The following is a 19,504-nucleotide window of genomic DNA, read 5'->3' as shown; positions in this document are numbered from 1 at the left end:
AGGACACGCGATCCATGGAATGGGAGCATAAATGACTAGAAAAGGACGGCCTTCGGTGGCTTTCGTCCTTGGCGGTGGAGGTGTGCTGGGCGCGCACCAGACCGGGATGCTCAGCGCCCTGCTCCTGTCGGGCATCCGGCCGGACCTCGTCGTCGGTGTCTCGTCGGGAGCGCTGCACGGCGCGGTGCTGGCGGCGGACCCGACCCTGAACAGCCTGATCACCATGCGCCGCTTCTGGCACGACTTCCACGAACGGGCGATCTTGCACCGCTGCCGGCTGGAACGGGTCGTGTCGACCTTGGCCCCCTCGGGGCGCCGGCGCACGTCCCAGCGGTTCCGCCGGCTGGTCGAGGAGCACCTGGCAGCCGAGCGTTTCGAAGAACTCGCCATCCCCTTCCACTGCATGGCCACCGACATAGGCGCGGCGTGCGAACGCTGGTTCGCCCGGGGGCCGCTGCTACCCGCCGTGCTGGCCTCCACAGCGGTCCCGGCACTGATGGAGACCGTCTCCCTGGACGGTGTGCAGCTGGCCGACGGCGGGCTCGTCAACAGCCTGCCGGTCGACCGGGCGGTCACGCTGGGAGCGCGGACGCTCTACGTCATGCAGACGACCCCCGGACCGGGCTCGACCGAAATACCAGATCATGTCTGGGAATGGCCGTCCATGGCACTGAACATCACACAGCGGTACCGGGTTCGCGCATCGCTGGAGGCCGTACCGGAAGACGTCACCGTGCATGTGCTGCCGACGGGCATATCCCGGCCTGAGCAGTTCAGCGTCCAGCGGCAGATCCAGACGGCCGGCCCGGCCGAAGGGATCAAGGACGCGGAGATACGCATCGAACGCTCCTATCTCGCCACGCAACGGTATCTGTGGCGGCATGGACTGGGATCGTGACGAAAGGGCTCCGCGTGCTCGGATGGGCCGCTCTGACGGCGGGCGTGGCCATCGGCGTGCGCATCGCCGTGCGGGCCGGGAACGCGCGGACGGCCCGGTCCCGAGCCGCCGCCGCGTTCACTTCGCCTTCTCATCGGGACGAGCGGGCGGAGCGGGGCGGCGGATCCCTCATCAGCATGGCCGACCGGCGTGCGCGCCGTGCCGGCCGGGACCCGGGCGAGCGGCCCGGGGCACCGGCCCGGCGGGCGACCCGCGGCATCTCCTCAATGACCCACCGGAACGGCGGGGGACCTGCCGGCCGCAGGTAGGGGCGTTCCGTAGTGGCGCCGCCCCGGAATCGGGACCATTCCACGTTCCTCCAGGGCGGGCCGGTATTCACGGACACGGGACCTTTTTCCCCTGGCACATTGATTTGCGCGGCGCAATGCTGAAAGAAATCCCCCGGCAAGGCCGCCGACTTCTCTCAGAGAATGGAGCAGAACATGCCCGAAAGCACCACCGGCCTACGTGAGCGCGTCACCGGCATCATCAGCGACCAGTTCGACGTGCCCAGCGAACGCATCAGGCCCGAGGCCACGTTCGCCGATCTCGACCTGGACTCGCTGGCGCTGATAGAGCTGGCCGCGGTCCTGGAGGAGGAGCTCGACGTCCAGGTCACCGACCAGAGCGTGACGATGAACGACACCCTCGGCAAGGTTCTGGAGCTGCTGGAGGCCAAGGGGGCCGCCTCGTGAGCCGACGGGACGTGGCGATCACCGGGCTCGGACTGATCACCCCGGCCGGCACGGGGGTGGCGGCGGCCTGGACGGGCCTGTGCGACGGCCGGCCGACGGCCGACCACCACGGGGACCTGACCGGCCTGGACGTCGACTACGCCTGCGCGGTCGAGGACCTGGAGCCCGAGACCCGCCTCGGGCGCCGGCTCGCCCGCCGGCTCGACCGGATCTGCCAGCTGGCGCTGATCGCGGCCCAGGAGGCCGTCCGGGATTCCGGCCACGACCCCGCGACCTGGGACGGCTCGCGCGTCGGCGTGGTGCTGGGCTGCGCGGCCACCGGTGTGCACACCTGGGAGACGGCCATGGAGCGGATGTGCGAAGGCGGCCCGCGCAAGGTCTCCCCGGTGGCCATCACCCAGTACCTGCCCAACATGGCCGCCGCGGAGGTGAGCATCGCGCTGGGCGCCGGCGGCCCGTCGTTCACCGTCGCGTCCGCGTGCGCGTCGGGCGCCTCGGCCGTGCACCTCGCGCGGGAGCTGCTGCTGTCCGGCGCGGCGGACATCATGATCAGCGGTGGCAGCGCGGCGGAGCTCACCCCGCTCACGGTCACCTGCTTCGACCGGCTCGGCGCGCTGGCGCGCAGGCCGGACAAACCGCAGACGGCGGCCCGGCCGTTCGAAGCCGACCGCAACGGGTTCGTCATGGGCGAGGGAGCGTCCGTGCTGGTGCTGGAGCGCGCCGCGGACGCCCGCGCCCGCGAGGCCCGGTCACACGCCACCCTCGTCGGCTGCGGCGTCACCGACGACTGCTACCACCCGACCGCTCCCCAGCCCGACGGCCGCGGCGCCGAACGCGCGGTCCGCCTCGCCCTGGCCGACGCGGGCGCCGGGCCCTCCGACGTCGGTCACGTGAACGCGCACGGCACCGGCACGCGGCTCAACGACGCCGTCGAGGCGCGCGTCCTCGAAACCGTCCTGCCCGCCGGCGTCCCGGTGACGTCGATCAAGGGCACCATCGGCCACACGCTCGGCGCCGCGGGCGCGGTGGAGGCCGCGGCCGCGGCGCTCAGCCTGCGCGAGGGCCTCATCCCGCCGACGGCGAACCTCGACCGCCAGGACCCGGAGATCGCCCTCGACGTCGTGGCGGGCGCCCCCCGCCGCACGCCGGACGGCCTGGTGCTGAGCAACTCCTTCGGCTTCGGCGGCCACAACGTCGTGCTCGCCCTCGCCCCCGCCTGAGCCCCCACGGACGGAACCGATCTCGCCATGCCCGCATTCGACGACCACGCGATGCTCACCGAACTGCTGCCGGTGGTGGAGAAGGAACTCGACCGCCATTACGCAGCCGCAGAGGAGTGGTTTCCCCACCAGTACGTGCCGTGGAGCGAAGGGCGGAACTACGACGGCCCCTTCGGGGGCAGCCCGTGGGCGCAGGAGCAGTCGCCGCTTCCTCCGGTCGTCCGCACGTCGCTGCTGGTGAACCTCCTCACCGAGGACAACCTCCCCAGCTACCACCGGGAGCTGTCCGCGCGGCTCGGCCGCGACAGCGCGTGGGGTGCCTGGCTGCACCGGTGGACGGCCGAGGAGGCACGGCACAGCGTCGTCATCCAGGACTACCTCATCGTCACCCGGGCACTCGATCCGGTCGCGCTGGAACGCGCCAGGATGCGGGCCGTCAGCACCGGGTTCGCCAGTGAGGCGCAAGGCGTCCTGGGCGCACTCTGCTACACCACGCTCCAGGAGCTGGCCACCAGGATCGCCCACCGCAACACCGGACGGCTGAGCGGCGACCCCCGGTGCGACAGGATCCTCGCGCGCGTGGCACGCGACGAGAACCTGCACATGGTGTTCTACCGCAACCTGCTGCGCGCGGCCTTCGAACTGGCCCCGGACACGGCGATGCGGCGGCTCTACGAAACGGTGCGCGGCTTCCGTATGCCCGGAACCGCGATCGGCGGCTTCCAGCGAAAGGCCCTCGACATCGCCGAGGCGGGCATCTATGACCTGCGCATCCACCTGGACGAGATCGTCCTGCCCACTCTGCGCAGACTCGGCGCGCTGGAGTGCGGGGATCTCGGGCCCGAGGGGAGAGCCGACCAGGAACGGCTGTGCGAGCTGCTGGAAAGGATGGACGGGTTCGCCCGGCGTTTCGAAGAGCGCCGCGCCGGCCGGAACGCCGCGCTCCCCGCGAAGGCGAGGCAGAGGTGAAGACCGGAGCCGACGTGGCCAGGGAGGCGGTGGCCGCCGCCGCGAGGGCGCTGGCGGCGCCGCGGACTCCCGCGGACTACCTCCGGCTCGTCGATCCCCTCGCCCCCGGTACGGGGATCCGCGGCCGGGTCCGGGCCGTGCGCCGCATGACGGAACAGGCGAGCCGACTGGTCATCGAGGTGGGCCGGAACTGGGCCGGCCACCGGGCCGGGCAGTGGACGATGGTGGGCGTCGAGGTCGACGGAGTGCGCCACTGGCGTCCCTTCTCCCTGTCCTCGCCTCCTGGCGGATCCGGTCTCATTGAGATCACGGTGAAGGCCTCCCACAACGGCTTCATCTCCCGTCGACTGGCGTTCGGCACACCGCCCGGAGACCTCGTTCACCTCCAGCCGGCCCGGGGAGAGTTCACCGTGGACGGCAGGGGATCCAGGTTCCTGTTCATTACCGGCGGCAGCGGGATCACCCCGGTGATGTCCATCATCCGCAACCTGCTCCGGCCGCGGCGACGGCCCCTTGACCTGGTTCTCATCCATTCGGTGAGAACCCGCGATGAGTTCATCTTCGGTCCGCGGCTGCACACGATGAGCGAGTCGCGTCCCGATTTCCGGCTGGTGGAGAGGCGAACAGCCGAGCACGGCCAGCGGGCCGGGCGGCCGGGTCCGGTTCCTGGCGAGCGGCGCGGAAGCCGAAGCGGCCGCGGATATGTCACTGCTGGAGTCGGCCGAGCGCGCCGGGGTCCTCCTGCCCAGCGGATGCCGGATGGGGGTCTGCCTCAGTTGCGTGGGCAGGCTGTGCGGCGGACGAGTCCGCGACCTGGCGACCGGCGAGGTCCAGAACGGAGAGGGACAGTTCGTCAAGACGTGCGTCTCCGCCGCGGTCGGGCCAGTGGAGATCGATCTCTGACCCCTTTGGAGGACGGCGTGAAGCGGTGCAGTTCCCCCACCGAGATGAGCACGGCCTGCCTCGCATTGTCGAAGATCCTGGAGAACTGGGAGATCGGCCATAACGTCATGCACGGCCAGTGGGACTGGATGCGCGACCCGGAGATTCACTCGTCGCACTGGGAATGGGACACCTACATGCTGTTCTTCGACCTCATGCTGGTGCCCTACGGCATGGAACTGGAGAAGGCGCTCGAAGGAGAGGAGCCACTCGGCGGGCTTCTGGCTCGGCTCTCCGCGGCCGCACGCAAGACGACGAGGCTTGCGGCAAAGGAGTACCTCCTTTTCCCGCTGCTGTCCGGCCCGTCCTTCCTGCCCACACTTATCGGGAACCTGACGGCGGGCACCGTGCGCAACGTCTGGTCCGCCGGCATCGTCATATGCGGCCATTTCCCGGCCGACACCGCCGTCTTCGACGAAGCGCAGATAACTCGTCCATGCCCTCCCGGCAAGGGGGGCGGTGGGTGATCTGTCTCCGCTCAGGCTGTGCCTGTTTCGGCGGTCGGGCGCATCAGGGGCAGGATCCGCTGGGCCAGTGCGCTGAGGTTGGCGGCTCCGAGAAGCTCCACGACCGGGAGTCTGCAGTTGAGCTGATCCTGGATGAGGTTGCCGAACTCGGCTCCCATGAGCGAGTCCATGCCGAGCTGGTCGAGCGGGCGGGTGCGGTCCAGCCGGTCGGGTGTGGTCAGGAGCACCTGAGCCAGCAGGTCGGCGAGCGCCGTCTCCACGATGGTCAGCGGCTCCTGTTCACCGGCGGCCAAGGCCCTCCTGACCTCTCCTTCGGCCTGTGCGTGCGCCTGTGCCGGCAGGAGACCGGCCAGCCGGGGTTTGGAGATGGAGCCCGTCATCTGAGCTAGACGGTTCCAGTCGACGCGGGCGACCGTCAGCACGGGGTGGTCGACCTTGCCGAGCAACGGGTCGAGTTCGGCCAGGGCCTCCCGTGACGACAGGGGGGCGAGTCCCGCGGCGTCGAGCTTCTCGACCAGGTCGAGGCGACGCGTGACACCGACGTCGCCGATGGTCCCCCACTGCAGAGCGAGCCCCGGAAGACCGGCCTCGCGCCTGGCCAGCACCATTGACTCCAGGGCCATGTTGGCCGCGACGTACGGCGCCTGCCGCTGGTTGCCGATAAGGGCCATGAACGAGCTGTAGACGACGAAGAAGTCCAGGCCCGGGTCCCTGGTGAGTTCATCGAGGAGGAGCCCACCCCGCATCTTGGCGGCGAGCGCCCTGCGCACCTGGCGGTCGTCGAGCTCATCGAGCCGGGCGTCTTCGAGCACCATCGCCGCGTGGACGACACCGGCGAGACGCCGGCCTGAGGCGTGGACCTCGGCGAACAGTTCCCGCAGCGCCTCGGCGTCGGCCACATCGACCGCGTCGGCGACGGCCTCCACTCCTGACCGGCGCAGGTGGTCGAGGAGTTCGGACGCTTCGGGCGTCGCTGCTCCGCGGCGGCCCAGCAACCTGAGATGGCGTGCCCCGCGCTCGGCGAGACGGCCGGCGGTGGCCGCGCCGAGTCCTCCCAGGCCGCCTGTGATCAGGTAGGTGGCCTCTGGATCGAGGGGCGGCGGGCTCATGGGGACCTCGACCCCGACGGGCTCGTCGAACGTGACGACGATCTTGCCGGTGTGGCGTGAGTGCCGCATCTGCTCGAACGCCTCGTGGATGCGGGCGGCGGAATAGGTCCGGTGGAGCAGGGGCCGGTACGTCGCGGAGCCGATCTGGTCGGCGAAGCTCATGAGGGCGCATGCGTCCTCCTTGGAGCCGCGGACGAATCTGTCCATCACGTCCACGCCGATGAAGGTGAGGTTGTGGAGGAACGGCGCCATGGGGAGGGCGGAGTCGGACAGAAGGTCGCGCTTGCCCAGCTCGACGAAGCGCCCGTACGGCTTGAGGATCTCCAGGCTCCGGACGAGGCCCTCACCGGCGAGGGAGTTGACGACCACGTCGACGCCCTGTCCACCGGTCAGGTCCAGGACCTGGCCGGCGAAGTCCAGCGAACGCGAGTCCAGGACGTCCCGCACGCCCAGCAGGCGGAGGAGGTCCCGTTTCGCGGGCGTTCCGGCGGTGGCGATGACCCTGGCGCCGATACGGCGGGCGTATTGCAGGACCGCCAGCCCGACTCCTCCCGCGCCGCTGTGCACCAGGACGGTCTCCTCCGCCCGCAGGCCCGCGCGGTGATGGAGGCTCTCCTGGACGGTCGCGAACGCCACGGGGAGCGTTGCCGCCTCCGCGCATGTCATGCCGTCGGGGATCCGGAAGGCGAGGTCGGCGGACATCGGCGCGTGCGAGCCGAACCCGCTGGTGGCCACACCTGCGACACGGTCGCCGACGGACAGGTGCCCGACCGAGGAACCGACGGCGACGACCGTTCCCGCGCAGTCGAGACCCGCGTGGACACGTTCGGGACGGCGCCGGTCGAAGGTCATCGGGATCAGATCGAGCGCGGTGAGCACGTCGCGGTAGTTCAGCGCGGCCGCGCCGACCCGGACGACGATCTCGTCGGGCTCCGGCTCGGGGATCTCGACGGGCAGCCACCTCAGCCGGTAGTGCAGCCCGGGCTCGTCGATCCGCAGCGCGAACGAGGGCACATCCATCGAGCTGACGTGCGGCGGGGTCACCGGGCACGCCCGGCTGACGAACCTGCCTCCGGCGGTGAGGGTGACCTCGTCCTCGTCCGTCCTGGATTCGAGCTCGTCGGCCAGCCGCCCGGCCAGGGCGTCCGGGTCCTCGCCGGCGCCCGTGAGCATCACCCTGCGGACATCGAGCCCCGGAGCCTCGGTCGCTAGCGTACGGGCCGCGCCCCAGAGCGCGGCTCTGGCCCCCGGCAGCGCGGCCGGGTGCCGCCCGATCCCGGCCTGCGTCCCGCACACCACCCACAGGCGCGCCGCCATCTCCGTCTCGATCCCGGACGCGGCGGACGCGGCGGCTCGCAAGGCCGCGATCGCCCGCACGGCGCCCTCGGTCTCCTTCTCGGCCGAGGTCTCCTCGTCCCCGGCGGCTACCAGCACGACGTCGGAGGTCCGGGCGTCGGCCAGCACGCTCCGCCAGGTCATCGGGTCGGCGTTCGCGTCCCAGTCCCCCTCTACCCGGCGGTCGCGGGCGGCGAGCTCCCCGACCAGGCGACGGCTGAAGTCATCGAGGCCGCCGCCGGTCAGCGCCGCCACATGCACGCTGCCCGGACCCGCCCCGGCCTGACGATCGCGAGGAGCGCGCGGGGCGCGGGAGGTGAGGATCGTGGAGATGCTCTGGTGGGGGGCGTCGAGTTCCTCGGTCTGTGCGGTGGCGGTGAACCCGCACTCGTCCAAGATCTCGACCCAGCCTTCGCGGGAGAGCATCGGGCCCTCGGGCCGCAGATCCGGGTCGCCCGGCCAGTAGGAGTCGAGCAACCCGAAGGTCGGCCCGCTGTAGAACTCGTCATGGACCTCCACCGCCAGGAGCCGGCCGTTGTCGGCGAGCAGTTCCGCGATGTTCCGCAGGCTGGATCGGAGGTCGTCGGTGGCGTGCAGGACGTTCGCGGCGATGACCAGGTCGAAGGAACCGGGGCTGAAGCCCTGCTCGGCGAGGTCGGCCTCCAGGTCCAGGGTGCGGTAGTCCAGGAAGCCGTACGAGGCGAAGCGGTTCTTGGCTCTCTGGAAGAAGGCCGAGGAGATGTCGGTGTAGGTGTACCGGGTCCGTTCGGCCGGCAGGACCGGCAGCGCGGCGGCCGTGGTCCCGCCCGTGCCCGCGCCCACTTCCAGGATGCGCAGCGGCCTGTTCCGCTGCAGGCACTTGACGATCTGCCTCAGCAGTTCGGCGCAGACGCCGTTCTGAAAGGAGACGAGCGGCTCATGGTCATAGTGCTGAGCCGCCAGATCGCTGTCGGCGAAGAACAGGTCCAGCGGGTCGTCGCGCCCCAGCAGCACCCCGCCGAGATGACGGCCGGCCACTCCGAAGAGCTGGAGCTCGACCCCGTGGCCCGGATGCTCCAGGGCGATCGCCTGGAAGATCTCTTCCGGCTCGGGACGGCCTGTGATCAGCCACCGGCCGGCGTCCTCGGCCAGCAGCCGGTACCGGACGGCCAGCCGGAACAGCATCCTCAGCAGCCTGGTGTGCTCGGCCCGGACACCCGCCTCGATGAGATCGGCGATCTCGAAGCCGTCATGCCCGGGCACGATGTCGCGTACGGCGCGGACCGTGAAATGCGCCATCATCTCCAGAAGCCGGTGGTGGGCGTGGAAATGCCGCGTCTCGGCGAACCTGTCCTGCAGTTCCGCGATCGTATCCGCGGCTGCGGCGAAGGTCTCGGCCGGGGACGGGAGATCGCCGGCATCGGGTGATGTTCCCGGCAACGGAGCCGCTCGCAGGACCTCCGTCACCATGGTCACATCGGCGGGGCGGGCCCCGGCGAACCGGCGCAGGCGGAATCCGCTCATCTCAAGCGTCACGGTCCCTGCCGGATCGGTCATGACCACATCGACCATGACCTCGCCGGGCGCGCCTCCGACCCTCCGGACGTGTGCCGTCCCTTCGGAGGGAACCGTCCGCCAGCAGCGTACGGCGTCTACTGAAACGGGGAGATAGGGGATGGTTCCTTCCCCGAACTCCAGCAGCAGCGACAGCGCCGCCTGGAGCCCGCCATCGACCGCGGCCGGATCGGCTTCCGCCGTTCGACCCGGCGCCGCCGATGTGTAGCGGGCCAGTACTTCGTCCGTCCCGACACGCAGTCCGGTCAGGGGGCGGAAGGCAGGCCCGTACGGAAGGCCGGCGGCAGCGCAGTGGGCATAGTGGTCATCGGCCGTCACCGCCTTCGGGCACCGCGCGCTGATCGCCTCAAGGTCGAGCCCCGGCGGCGGGTCACCCGCCAGCTTGCGGACGCGTCCCCGGACATGCCCGGACCATTCGGCCTCGACGCCGCGCTGGCTGCTGACCTGGAAGACACCGCCGTCCGACAGCGACGTGTGCAGGCGGACGTCCGGTTCCGGGGCGTCGAACGGCAGGGGCAGCGTCCGCTCGATGGACAACCGGACGACCTCGGCGGGACCCCCGTGCACCGATCGGCCGGCCGACAGCGCCATGTCCAGGTAGGCCGCGGCCGGCATGACCGCCACCTGGCCGACCCTGTGGTCGGCCAGCCAGGCGTGCGTGGCCAGGCTGATCGTCTGGACCCAGGACGGATCCGGACTGCGCCTGCGGCGTCCGAGCAGAGGGTGCGCGGGATGTTCCGCCGGCGGGCCGTCACCGTCCGCGTTCCACCAGTCCGGGCTGCCGTTCCAGTGGTGCTCCTTCTGCCACGGATAGGCGGGAAGAGAGACGACCTTCCCCCGGCGGGGGAGGTGCGGGGACCAGTCCACCCTCCCCCCGGCCGCGAGGACCCGGGCCAGCGCGGTGTCCAGCGTGGCGGTGCCCGCACCGCTGCGGGACAGGGTCGGGATGACCGCCGCCTGCTCGTCCCGGCCGATGGTGCAGCGGCGCAGGTAGCCGTTGAGGACGGGGTGCGGGCCGATCTCGATCAGCACATCGCAGCCCTCCGCCTCGGTGAGCGTGCCGACCGCGGCCGCGAACTGGACCGGATCGCGCAGGTTCCGCCACCAGTGGTCCCCGTCAAGGGTCCGGCCGGGTTGCGTCGCTCCGGTGACCGTCGACACCAGGGGCGTCCGGGTGTCGGCCGGGGCCAGGTCCGCGAGCGCATCGAGCAGGGGCCTGTGCAGCGGGTCCATGACCGGGCTGTGGAAGGCGTAGTTCAGGCCGAGGTCCCGGAAGGCTATCCCCTGGTCGTCCAGCCGCAGGCCCACGGATTCCAGCGGCGCGGCCTCCCCTGCCAGGGTGACGTCCCGCGCTCCGTTGACGGCGGCGACGACCACCCGCCCGGCGCAGCCCGCCTCGGCCAGCAGGCTCTCGGCGTCGTCCCTGCCCAATCCGGCGGCCGCCATCCGTCCGGCGCCGGCGGTACGCTCCTGCGCCGCGCTGCGTTCGACGATCACCTTGCAGGCCGAGACGCGGTCCAGGGCCCCGGCGCAGTAGGCGGCGGCGACCTCTCCGACGCTGTGGCCCGCCACCGCCGACGGATGGACTCCGCGAGCGGCGAGAGCCGCCACCAGGCTGCCTTGCAGCGCGAACAGCAGCGGCTGAGCGTACTTGGTGCTCGTGGCCTTCCTGTGGTCGGCGGTGGACAGTTCCTCGATCACCGACCAGCCGAGCATCGGCGTCAGGATCTCGTCGAGCGCCGTGACCTCCGCGCGGAAGGCGGCGTCCTCCGCGAGCAGGGCCGCGCCCATGCCCGGCCACTGCGACCCGTTGCCGCTGAAGACGAATCCGAGCCGGCCCCGCGAGACCGCCGCCCCCCGGGCGGCGCCCGAGGCCGGGTCGCCGGCGGCCAGGGCGCGGAGTTTGGCCGCCGCCTCGGACGGATGCTCCGCCAGGACGGCGCACCTCAGCGGATGCCGTGACCCGCGGCGGCGGGCGGTGTGGGCGACGTCATAGAAGCCGCCCGGATCGGAGGTGTCCAGGAACTCCGACCATCGCGCCGCCGCCGCGGACAGCGCCTCCTCCGTCCGCGCGGAGACCACCAGCGGGAGCCTGGCGGGATCCGCCTCGGGCCGCGGTTGGGACGTGCCGGAAATGTCGGGAGGGGACGCCACGACAGCGTGCCCGTTGGCGCCCCCGAAACCGAACGAGTTGACGCCCACGATCAGGCGTTCACCGGTGGCCAGAGCCTTGGCCACCGGGACCGGTTCCAGCCCCAGCCCCGGGAAATCGATCTCGTCGTTGACGGGCTCGGCGTGCAGCGTCGAGGGGATCCGGCGCTCGCGGAGCACCAGAAGGGCTTTGAAGAGCCCCGCGAGCCCCGACGCGGCCTCGCTGTGCCCGAGGTTGGACTTCACCGAGCCGATCGGCAGCGGCTCGGCGCGGTCGCGGCCCAGGACCTCGCCGAGCGCCGTGCACTCGATCGGATCGCCCGCCTGGGTCCCCGTCCCGTGCGCCTCCACGTAGGAGACCTCCCGCGGAGCCACGCCCGCCGTCCGGTAGACCCGTTCGAGCAGCTCGGTCTGCGCCCGGGCGTTGGGCAGCGAGAGACCGACCGTCCGGCCGTCGGAGTTCGCCTCGGTGGCGAGCAGCACGCCGTGGACGCGATCACCATGTTCCAGCGCGGCCGCGAGCGGCTTGAGGATCACCATGCCCGCCGCTTCGGCGCGGACATAACCATCCGCCTTGCCCGAGAAGGGCCGGCATCGGCCGGTGGGGGACAGCATCGAGGCCGCGGAGAAGCCCACGAATCCGAACGGGTCCAGCATGATGTTGACCGCACCGACCAGCGCCATCTGGCTGCGGCCTGCCCGGAGGATCTCGCAGGCCTGGTGCAGCGCGATGAGAGACGACGAGCACGCGGTGTCGACCGCGAACGACGGCCCGCGGACGTCGAGGAAGTGGGAGACCCGGTTGGCGGTGTTGTTGCTCGACGAGCCGACCATCGTGTAGGCGTTCGCCGTCTCGCGCCGGAGGCTTTGAAGGGTGTAGTAGTCCTGGAAGCAGGCGCCCGTGACGACGGCGGTGTCGGCGCCCGCGAGCGTCCGCGGATCGATCGCGGCATCGTCGAGAGCCTCGACCGCGCACTCCAGCAGCAGCCGCTGCCGCGGATCCAGCCGTGCGGCCTCCTTGGGGGAGATCCCGAAGTACGCGGCATCGAAGGAGTCGATACCGGTGAGGAACCCGCCCGCCTTCGTGTGGGTCTTGCCCGGGCGGCGGCGAGGGTCGTACACGCGGTCCGCGTCGAACCGATCGGCGGGCACCTCGCCCACCAGGTCCCGGCCCCCCTCCAACGCCGTCCACAGCTCACCCAGCGAGGTGATCCCGCCCGGCAGCCGGAGCCCGGCGCCGATGATCGCGATACCGTCCGGGGCCTGGACACGGCCTGCTGCCACGAGTTCCTCCCAGGATCTCTTCTGCGTTACGGATCAGAGCGCTCGGCCCGGTCAGGGGCCAGGTGCATGACTTCGGCGAAACCTTCTTCCACGCACTCCGCCAACCCCGGCGGGTCGGTGACGGCGGCCGGATCGACGGTCAGGGTGACGCTGGATCCGGCCGGTCGCGGCAGGACGAACGCCATGGCGGCGCTTCCGGGCAGCGGCCCGACACCGAAGGCGTCCTCGACGGAGGCACCGGACACGAACAGCGGGCGGAAGAACCCTCCGACCGTGCTCACTTGGAGGTCGTAGCTTCGCCCGAGCCGCCTGCCCATGTCCTTCATCAACGGCGCCGGGAGCTGAGAGGCCAGCGTGACCAACGCGTCCAGGCCCGCCGGAGAGAAGGCGTCCGCGGCACGGGCGATCAGGTCGTGGACCGCGGTGAGCCGGGAGCGCGGATCACCGTCGTCCATCGGCGCCGCCAGCCGGATCGCCCCGAAACGGTTGCCGGCCCGCGCCGGACCGGTGTGCAAGGCCAGCGGCATCACGGTGGCGAGCGTCGGCGGCACCGCCACTCCCGCCTGCTCGTGGTAACGCCTGAATCCGCCGACCACACCCGCGAAGATGGCGTCCTGGAGCGTGACGTCGGCTGCGCGCGCGCTCGCCATCAGCGGCTCCGTCGGCACCTTCACCAGATCCACGCGCCGGTCGGAACTCCGGTCGGCGAGCAGCGGGGAGAGGGGACCGGCCTGCCCGATGCACACGTCGGCGACGGTGCGCAGTGCCCGCCTCTTCTCGGCGAGAGCGTGTGCGGGCCGGTGCAGGGCCTGGGTGGCCTCGTGGACGAGGTCGGGCAGAGGGAGGCGTGCCCGGGACGTGCCCCTGGGCTCGGGCGGAGGCGGCTGGAGCTTGTCCCAGCGCGGTTCGGGGGAGCGGCTGAGCAGCCCGTCCAGCCAGGAGAGGAGCACCGTTCCGTCCGCAAGACAGTGGTGATAGCGGATCAACCAGGCGGCCATCGCCCGGCCCTCCCACTGGACGCTCTCGATGAGCAGGCTCTCCCAGGGCGGACGGCTCCAGTCGAAGGGAGCGGTGATCAGCGCCTCTGCGAGATCGAGCAGTTCCCTGCGGCCCGCGGGTCCGGGCAGGGCCGCTCGGCGAAGATGACGGCCGGCGTCGAACTCGGGGTCGGGAATCCAGACCGGCGCCAGGGGCCGGAGAAGCGGCGGCGTCGGACGCTCGCGCAGCCGCGGCACCATCCGGGTGGCCCATTCGTGGCCGGCGGCGAACCGTTCCCATTCCGGCGCGCGGTCAAGGAGAAGCACCAGCATGTTCGGCGACCGCAGTTGGGGATCGGACTCACTGCGCCACAGCAGGTTATCCAAGGGATTCAGCCGGCGCGGCAGATCCCAAGCCCCCTCACCGAAGAGCTCCTCGGACATCAGCATGCGCACCTCCTATTCGGCATCACGCCGCCCCGTGAATGCGTCCGCCAGCGCGTCGCCACGCGGGTCAAGGTCCACATCGAAGGTGACCAGGAATCGCGCCAGCATCAGGTAATAGCCGGCCAGCACGGCCAATTCGACGATCTCGCGCTGTGTGAAGTGTTCGGCCAGCCGGGCGATGTCGGCCCTGCCGCTCGGAACCCCTGCGACGATCCGGTCCGCCAGCGCCAGGGCGGCCTGCTGCGCCGGCCCCAGGCAGGGCCTTCTCCGATCAAGGTCGTAGACGGCCTGGATCTGCTCTTCGGTGACTCCGCCGGCCCGGGCCGGCGGAAGGTGCTGCACCCATTCATATTTGGCGCCGGTCTGACGGGCGACCCACAAGATGACCATCTCGCGATGCGCCGGAGCAATGTTCAGGGTTCCGAGCAACGCCGCCCCCAGATCGGCGACATGACATACCGTCGTCGGGGCGTATGCCATGATCTGGAAGACGTTGAGTCTGGTCGGCAGCTCGTCCAGGCACTGCCGAACCTGTTGTGGTAGCGACTCGTCTTCGGGAAACGGCAGATGGGGCATTGACTCAACTTTCACGACGTGCGCTGGAGGACACCGGTTGCGCTTGAAGGTATCTGATATTGATACTAAAATCCGTCGCGACCCAGAGCAATGGAACCGTTAGGGCCACACCGAAAGAACCGGTATCCGAACTGATAGAAATTGCTGATATCACGGATCGGCTACGCGCCGCCGGCCCGGCCGCGAGCGGACGCCGCGCCGAGGACCGCCGTCACGGGCTTGACGGGTGAGGAGGGCGACCCGGTGATGAGGGTGTCCACGTAGAGTCGCCGGACCTCTTCGATCCTGGTGGAGGCCTCGACGGCGTCGTCGCCCGTGATGTCCATGGGCTCGTGCACGACCACATGGACTGTGCCCGCGCGCGCGGCCGCCGTGTTGCACGGCAGGAGGCAGTCGATATCGCGGATGACGACGGGCACCACCGGGACGCCGGCGCTTCTCGCGATGAGGAAGGCCGTGTTGGCGAACGGACCCGGCATCGGGGTCAGCGACCGGGTCCTCTCGGAGGCGATCACCACGGAGTGGCCGCGTGAGAGCCGGTCCACCGCGATTCCCGGCTCGGCGCCTCGTCCCATGAAGAGGACATCGCCGTGCCGGTGGTCCGGGCCGAGGAGTTCGGCGATGACGGCGGGATCGAGCGGGCTTCGATGGTTGAGCAGGAACACCACGGGCCGCCGCTCGGAGAGGAACCGGGCGCCGTCGACACGCAGTCGTATCCCCGCCAAAGGCGATTCACCATCCGCCATCGGACGGCGTTTTAGGCGCCTCATTGTCCGCCCGCGGTGCCCCGGGCGGACAAGAGGTCCCCGGCTCACCGGCAGGCAGGCCCAGCCGCGCTCGGCCGCGAGGCTCGACAGGCCGTCCGCCGGGCAGATCGCGCACGGGTGGCCGACCGTTTCGAGAAAGGGCACATCGTCGGCGGTGTCGGCGTAGGCATGGCTCGCCCGCAGGTCGATACCGCGTGATGCGGCGAATTCGCCGACCGCCGAAGCCTTGGCCTTGCCGCGCAGCAGCGGCCCGCCGAGCCGGCCGGTGAACGTGCCCTCCTCGACCTCCATTTCGCTGCAGAGCAGATGGTCGATGCCGAGTTCGTCGGCCGCGGGAGCGATCTGGTAGCGCGTCGCCGACGAGACGAGAACGACGGTGTGTCCCTTCCGCCGGTGAGCCTGGACGAATGACCAGGTCCCATGGCGGAGCCGGGCGGCGAGGTCGAGCGCGAACACCTCATGCGCGTGCCGTTGCAGGATCTCCTCGCGGTGGCCGCACCAAAAGCCGAGTACCAGGTCGTACGCGGCTCGCACATCATCGTCGGACGGTTCCGCGCGCAGCGCGCCCCGGGCCAGCCGCCAGAACAGGATCGGGCGGGTTCTGAGCAGTCCGCCGAGCAGCGCCTTGGACGGAAGGCCGGGGCGGCGCAGGAAGGCGGTGAACGAAAGGCCGTCGACCAGCGTGCCGTCGAAGTCGAAGAAGGCGGCGATGTGCGGCCCGTCCGGCCCGCGAAGAATCTCCGTGATATGGCTGTCGGTGGGATCGGTCAACGCTTCGCTCCGTCCTCCGGAACCCACTGGACCTCCGCGCCGGCACCGAGACGGGCTTGGAAGCCCCGAATCGACAGGCACGCCAGGGGGCGTTGGCCGTTCAGCCCGAGCTCGTGCAGCAGGGCGACCAGCCGTTCGCGGCGCTGGCCGAGTTTCAGCTTGGCCGTCGTCATCGGGTAGACCCGGACCGGCCCGCGGAGGTCGGCGACCGAACGCAGCACCGATGTGCCGCGCCTTGAGTAGACGACCAGGTCGTGACCAGGGCTCGGCACGCCGGGCCCGAGCAGCCCTTCGAGCCGGAGAAGCCGTCCCGCTTCGCTGGAGGCCCGGACGGCGAAGCGCAGCCGGCTCACCTGGACCTCCACGTGGGCGATCTGCGAGGGATGTCCCCAGACGTCGCGGTTCACGGCGTCGATCTCGTCGGTGGTCACCACCGTGCCGAACGGGTGGACGCCGACGCCGCGAAGGTCGCCGCGGCGCAGGAACTCGGTGACCGGCGGCCACCGCGACGTCCAGGGACCCCGGACCAGCACGCACGCGGCCACCTGCTGGAAGGCGCCGAGGCTGCCGCGCCGGCAGTCCGTTGCGACCAGCGCTACGACGACCTTTCCCGGCCCGATCCGCAGCGGTTCCCCGACCGGGAGCCCACTGAGCAGCGACCGCGCCGCGCCGGCGTCGGCCGCGAAGAGGGCGGCGAGGCCGTCGCCCCCGGTGCAGGTGACGGGAAGTTCGGCCGCTCCCGCGGCCGTGTCGATCCGCTGGGTCGGCACCGCCAGGAACGGGTAGCCGCTGGGCTTGGGCGCATCGTCGTAGGTCTGGTAGAGCTGGGACCGGACGACCTCGCCGTCGTAGGGCTGGAGCTGCTCGTCGATGTACGTTCTGGGCTCGACCAGGAGATGCTCCAGATCGTTCAGGTAGTGCGCGGGACTGTGGCAGTCGGGGAACAGGTGGGTCGGCTCGGTGTACTCCACGACGTACCAGTCGGACGGAGGGTCCGCGCAACTGCCGGCACCGACTCCGTCCAGCATCGTGAAGAGGTCGTGCTGGTTGACGACCGAGATCACCTTCGTCCCGGTGTCGGCGCAGCGCTTGTAGCTGATCGGGGAGCCGACGCTGATCGCGTGGGTCACCTTGTAGCGCCGGCAGAACGATGCCTCCTGGGCGAGGATCATGCCCGCGATGCCACCCGCGCTGTGCCCGACCAGGGCGATCTCAGCGCCTTCGGGCACTCCGTACTGGTCGATCGCGCTCTTCAGCGCGCCAGGATAGCTGGAGCGGTCTTCGGCGAGGGAGTGGAGCGCGCCGACGAAGTCTTGCGGGGAGGTGTTCCAACTGGGTCCCGGACGAGCGCCGGGGGCCTGCACCACGTACCGTTCGACTCCGTCCGGTCCCGCGATCGTCTGAATCAGTATCCGGCCGTCGTTGCCCAGCAGGTTGATGTTGCGCAGGAAATCCAGCATGGTTCCGCGCTTCTGGAGGGCCCGCGCCTCGTAATCCGACGCGTCCACCGGGCCGGCGGCCCCGTCCCCGCGTTCCCATCGGGTGATCATTTTGGCGGGTACCCCGAGCAGCAGATCCGCCTTGGGCACCGACCGCTCCGTGGCCACCCGCCACGCCGCGGCGTCGTTGAAAGGGTTCTCGTCCTGTAGGCCCTTCAACGCGAAGAGCTCGTTGGCGGCCGGGGCGAGCCGGCTCAGCGCCCCGATGAACCCGCTGTCTCTGAACAGCGCCCACAGCGCACGCGTCGCCTCGATGTCCTCATCGGCGTACACGGCCTCGACGAAACGCGTCAGCTTGGGATCCCCGGTCAGCTCCGGATGGGCCAGGCGAAGGGCGTCCAGCCGCAGTTTCAGCGAGGTCACCATGATCTCGGTGAACAGGTTTCCCCGCCCGATCACGCGGCCGAGTCCACCGAAGAGGGTGCCCTGCCTGCCGCCGGTGACCGCGAAACCGAGGCCGCGCCCGTTGGTCAGAGCACTGAGCAGCTTCCGGTCCATCGCGAGCCCGCTGCGCGGCGCCAGAAGCACGGACGGTGAGAGGGCCGAATCACCGAGCGCTTCCGTGGTCCGCTCCGCCACCTCCTTGACGGTCTCGGCCACGCTGGCCAGCTCCTGTGCCGCCCGCTTGAGTTCCTGGATGTCGTCCTCGTGCTCTTGCTGATACTCGGAGACGAAACGAGGGGGAGTCATGATGGTTTTCCTTTTGATGAAGATGGGTGAGTGCCGCATGCGTCGGAGCCCGCATCGTTGTTCATCCCATCGTCTCGACGGTCGCCAGCGATGAATCCCCGGCGAAAAGGGCCGCGAACCTGGTGCTTATGCACCGGTCCAAAAGTATCCCAGAACCAATCAAAGATATCTGTCATACTGCGAAGAGAGCAAAGAGAGAAGGGGAAGTGATGGCAGACCCAGAGCATCGGTCAAAGGTCCTGAATGAAGATTCCGATACGCTTCAAGCCTGTGCCGCCCGCCTGGAGAGGCTGGCTCAAGTCCTTCGTGACGAAGGAAGGCTGCCCTCGTGGCTTGATCGGGCACTGAAGGACGAGGCGTTTCGATGCCGCGCCGCCGGAGCCGATCTGACGATGGTCGCTGCGCTGCTCGACAAGCACATTGCCCGGGTCGGCGATCGAACCCGGCCGGTGCTCCAGCGGATCCGGCCACTGATGCCGAACCGTCCCGGAAAGCGCCCCTGGATCTGATCACTCCGAGCGCGTGACCTGCGGCACGGGACGGTGGACCGCACCCGACCAGGCGGTCCGGTGGTGAGGCGGCCGTTCAGCGGTGAGGCGGCCGTTCAGCCGCCTGCTCTTCGATCACTGCTCGCGCTGTCGGCCATGCGGGCCGTGCCCAGGAACTTGGCGACCGCCTGCGTCCGGTCGGCGACCCCCAGCTTGAGGAACACGGCATGCAGGTGATTCTTCACGGTCGGTTCGGAAATGGCCAGAGACCGCGCGATAAGTCGATTCGACAAGCCCTGAACCAGTAGATCCAGCACTTCTCTCTCGCGCGCCGTCAAACGTGCCGCCACCTCAAGGTCGGGTGACACCCAAGTATTTGCTGGTGCATTTCGGAGCGAGGTGATGGCCTGTTCGTCTTCGCGCTGGATCCCCGCAGCGCAGAGCGATTCCCGCGAACTGAGGACATCTTCCAGATTCTCGATGACGCGAGCGAGGTCGGCCAGATGATCGGCGGCCTCCTGCATCAGTGCGCGTGCCGCCGTCCGCGTGATCGAAGCGTCCTCTCGTCGGGTCTCCTCATCACGCCTTTCCACACGCACTCCTCAGGTTGCCAAACATGATCTACC

The 19,504-nt window shown here is 70.2% G+C and carries 13 protein-coding genes; 7 read left to right on the top strand and 6 right to left on the bottom strand.

The window, feature by feature from the left end:
* Positions 1–55: 55 nt before the first annotated feature.
* The 6 genes from E1298_RS00295 to E1298_RS51655 all read left to right on the top strand — a co-directional run bounded on the left by E1298_RS00295 (position 56) and on the right by E1298_RS51655 (position 5,230).
* Complete coding sequence (locus E1298_RS00295; protein ID WP_165975212.1) at positions 56–898, top strand: patatin-like phospholipase family protein; 843 nt, start codon at positions 56–58, stop codon at positions 896–898.
* The gene (locus tag E1298_RS00290) at positions 895–1,206 is read left to right on the top strand and encodes a hypothetical protein (RefSeq protein WP_131888662.1); all 312 of its coding nucleotides are present in this window, start codon (positions 895–897) and stop codon (positions 1,204–1,206) included. Before E1298_RS00295 ends, E1298_RS00290 begins: the two co-directional genes overlap by 4 nt.
* 174 nt (positions 1,207–1,380) lie before the next feature.
* Positions 1,381–1,632, top strand: a complete 252-nt coding sequence (locus E1298_RS00285; protein WP_131888661.1) for an acyl carrier protein — start codon at positions 1,381–1,383, stop codon at positions 1,630–1,632.
* The gene (locus tag E1298_RS00280; RefSeq protein WP_131888660.1) at positions 1,629–2,852 is read left to right on the top strand and encodes a beta-ketoacyl-[acyl-carrier-protein] synthase family protein; all 1,224 of its coding nucleotides are present in this window, start codon (positions 1,629–1,631) and stop codon (positions 2,850–2,852) included. Before E1298_RS00285 ends, E1298_RS00280 begins: the two co-directional genes overlap by 4 nt.
* Before the next feature lie 27 nt (positions 2,853–2,879).
* A complete protein-coding gene (locus tag E1298_RS00275) occupies positions 2,880–3,821 on the top strand; it encodes an acyl-ACP desaturase (RefSeq protein ID WP_131888659.1) in 942 nt (313 codons plus the stop codon).
* Positions 3,818–5,230: an FAD-binding oxidoreductase gene (locus E1298_RS51655; RefSeq protein ID WP_424923044.1), complete on the top strand. Its 1,413-nt coding sequence runs from the start codon at positions 3,818–3,820 to the stop codon at positions 5,228–5,230. The genes E1298_RS00275 and E1298_RS51655 overlap by 4 nt, the downstream gene beginning before the upstream one ends.
* Before the next feature lie 11 nt (positions 5,231–5,241).
* Here the strand turns inward: E1298_RS51655 and E1298_RS00260 are convergent, their stop codons facing one another.
* From E1298_RS00260 to E1298_RS47585, 5 genes are all read right to left on the bottom strand, one after another.
* Complete coding sequence (locus E1298_RS00260; protein WP_131888657.1) at positions 5,242–12,663, bottom strand: type I polyketide synthase; 7,422 nt, start codon at positions 12,661–12,663, stop codon at positions 5,242–5,244.
* A gap of 26 nt (positions 12,664–12,689) precedes the next feature.
* Positions 12,690–14,090: a wax ester/triacylglycerol synthase domain-containing protein gene (locus E1298_RS00255; protein WP_131888656.1), complete on the bottom strand. Its 1,401-nt coding sequence runs from the start codon at positions 14,088–14,090 to the stop codon at positions 12,690–12,692.
* Positions 14,091–14,099: 9 nt separating this feature from the next.
* Positions 14,100–14,663, bottom strand: coding sequence for a carboxymuconolactone decarboxylase family protein (locus E1298_RS00250; protein WP_131888655.1), 564 nt, complete (start codon positions 14,661–14,663; stop codon positions 14,100–14,102).
* Positions 14,664–14,824: 161 nt separating this feature from the next.
* On the bottom strand, positions 14,825–16,201 hold the full coding sequence (locus E1298_RS47590) for an HAD-IB family hydrolase (protein WP_165975211.1): 1,377 nt from the start codon (positions 16,199–16,201) through the stop codon (positions 14,825–14,827).
* A complete protein-coding gene (locus E1298_RS47585) occupies positions 16,198–18,390 on the bottom strand; it encodes an alpha/beta hydrolase family protein (protein ID WP_165975210.1) in 2,193 nt (730 codons plus the stop codon). The genes E1298_RS47590 and E1298_RS47585 overlap by 4 nt, the downstream gene beginning before the upstream one ends.
* A gap of 209 nt (positions 18,391–18,599) precedes the next feature.
* Between E1298_RS47585 and E1298_RS00240 the strand changes: the two genes are divergently transcribed.
* Positions 18,600–18,899: a hypothetical protein gene (locus E1298_RS00240; RefSeq protein WP_131888653.1), complete on the top strand. Its 300-nt coding sequence runs from the start codon at positions 18,600–18,602 to the stop codon at positions 18,897–18,899.
* A gap of 95 nt (positions 18,900–18,994) precedes the next feature.
* Here E1298_RS00240 and E1298_RS51065 read toward each other — a convergent pair whose 3' ends face one another.
* Entirely contained in the window at positions 18,995–19,471 is a 477-nt protein-coding gene (locus E1298_RS51065; protein ID WP_279497389.1) for a LuxR C-terminal-related transcriptional regulator, read from the bottom strand.
* Positions 19,472–19,504: the final 33 nt, after the last annotated feature.

The sequence above is a fragment of the Actinomadura rubrisoli genome, from assembly GCF_004349215.1.
Classification (GTDB): Bacteria; Actinomycetota; Actinomycetes; order Streptosporangiales; family Streptosporangiaceae; genus Spirillospora; species Spirillospora rubrisoli.
Note: the sequence above shows the minus strand (reverse complement) of the source record. Positions and strands in the feature narration are given on the sequence as shown.

Coding starts and splice junctions, on each gene's coding strand:
- E1298_RS00285 (WP_131888661.1), top strand. CDS start 1,381: ATGCCCGAAAGCACCACCGGCCTACGTGAGCGCGTCACCGGCATCATC.
- E1298_RS00275 (WP_131888659.1), top strand. CDS start 2,880: ATGCCCGCATTCGACGACCACGCGATGCTCACCGAACTGCTGCCGGTG.
- E1298_RS00255 (WP_131888656.1), bottom strand. CDS start 14,090: ATGCTGATGTCCGAGGAGCTCTTCGGTGAGGGGGCTTGGGATCTGCCG.
- E1298_RS00250 (WP_131888655.1), bottom strand. CDS start 14,663: ATGCCCCATCTGCCGTTTCCCGAAGACGAGTCGCTACCACAACAGGTT.
- E1298_RS47585 (WP_165975210.1), bottom strand. CDS start 18,390: ATGACTCCCCCTCGTTTCGTCTCCGAGTATCAGCAAGAGCACGAGGAC.
- E1298_RS00240 (WP_131888653.1), top strand. CDS start 18,600: ATGGCAGACCCAGAGCATCGGTCAAAGGTCCTGAATGAAGATTCCGAT.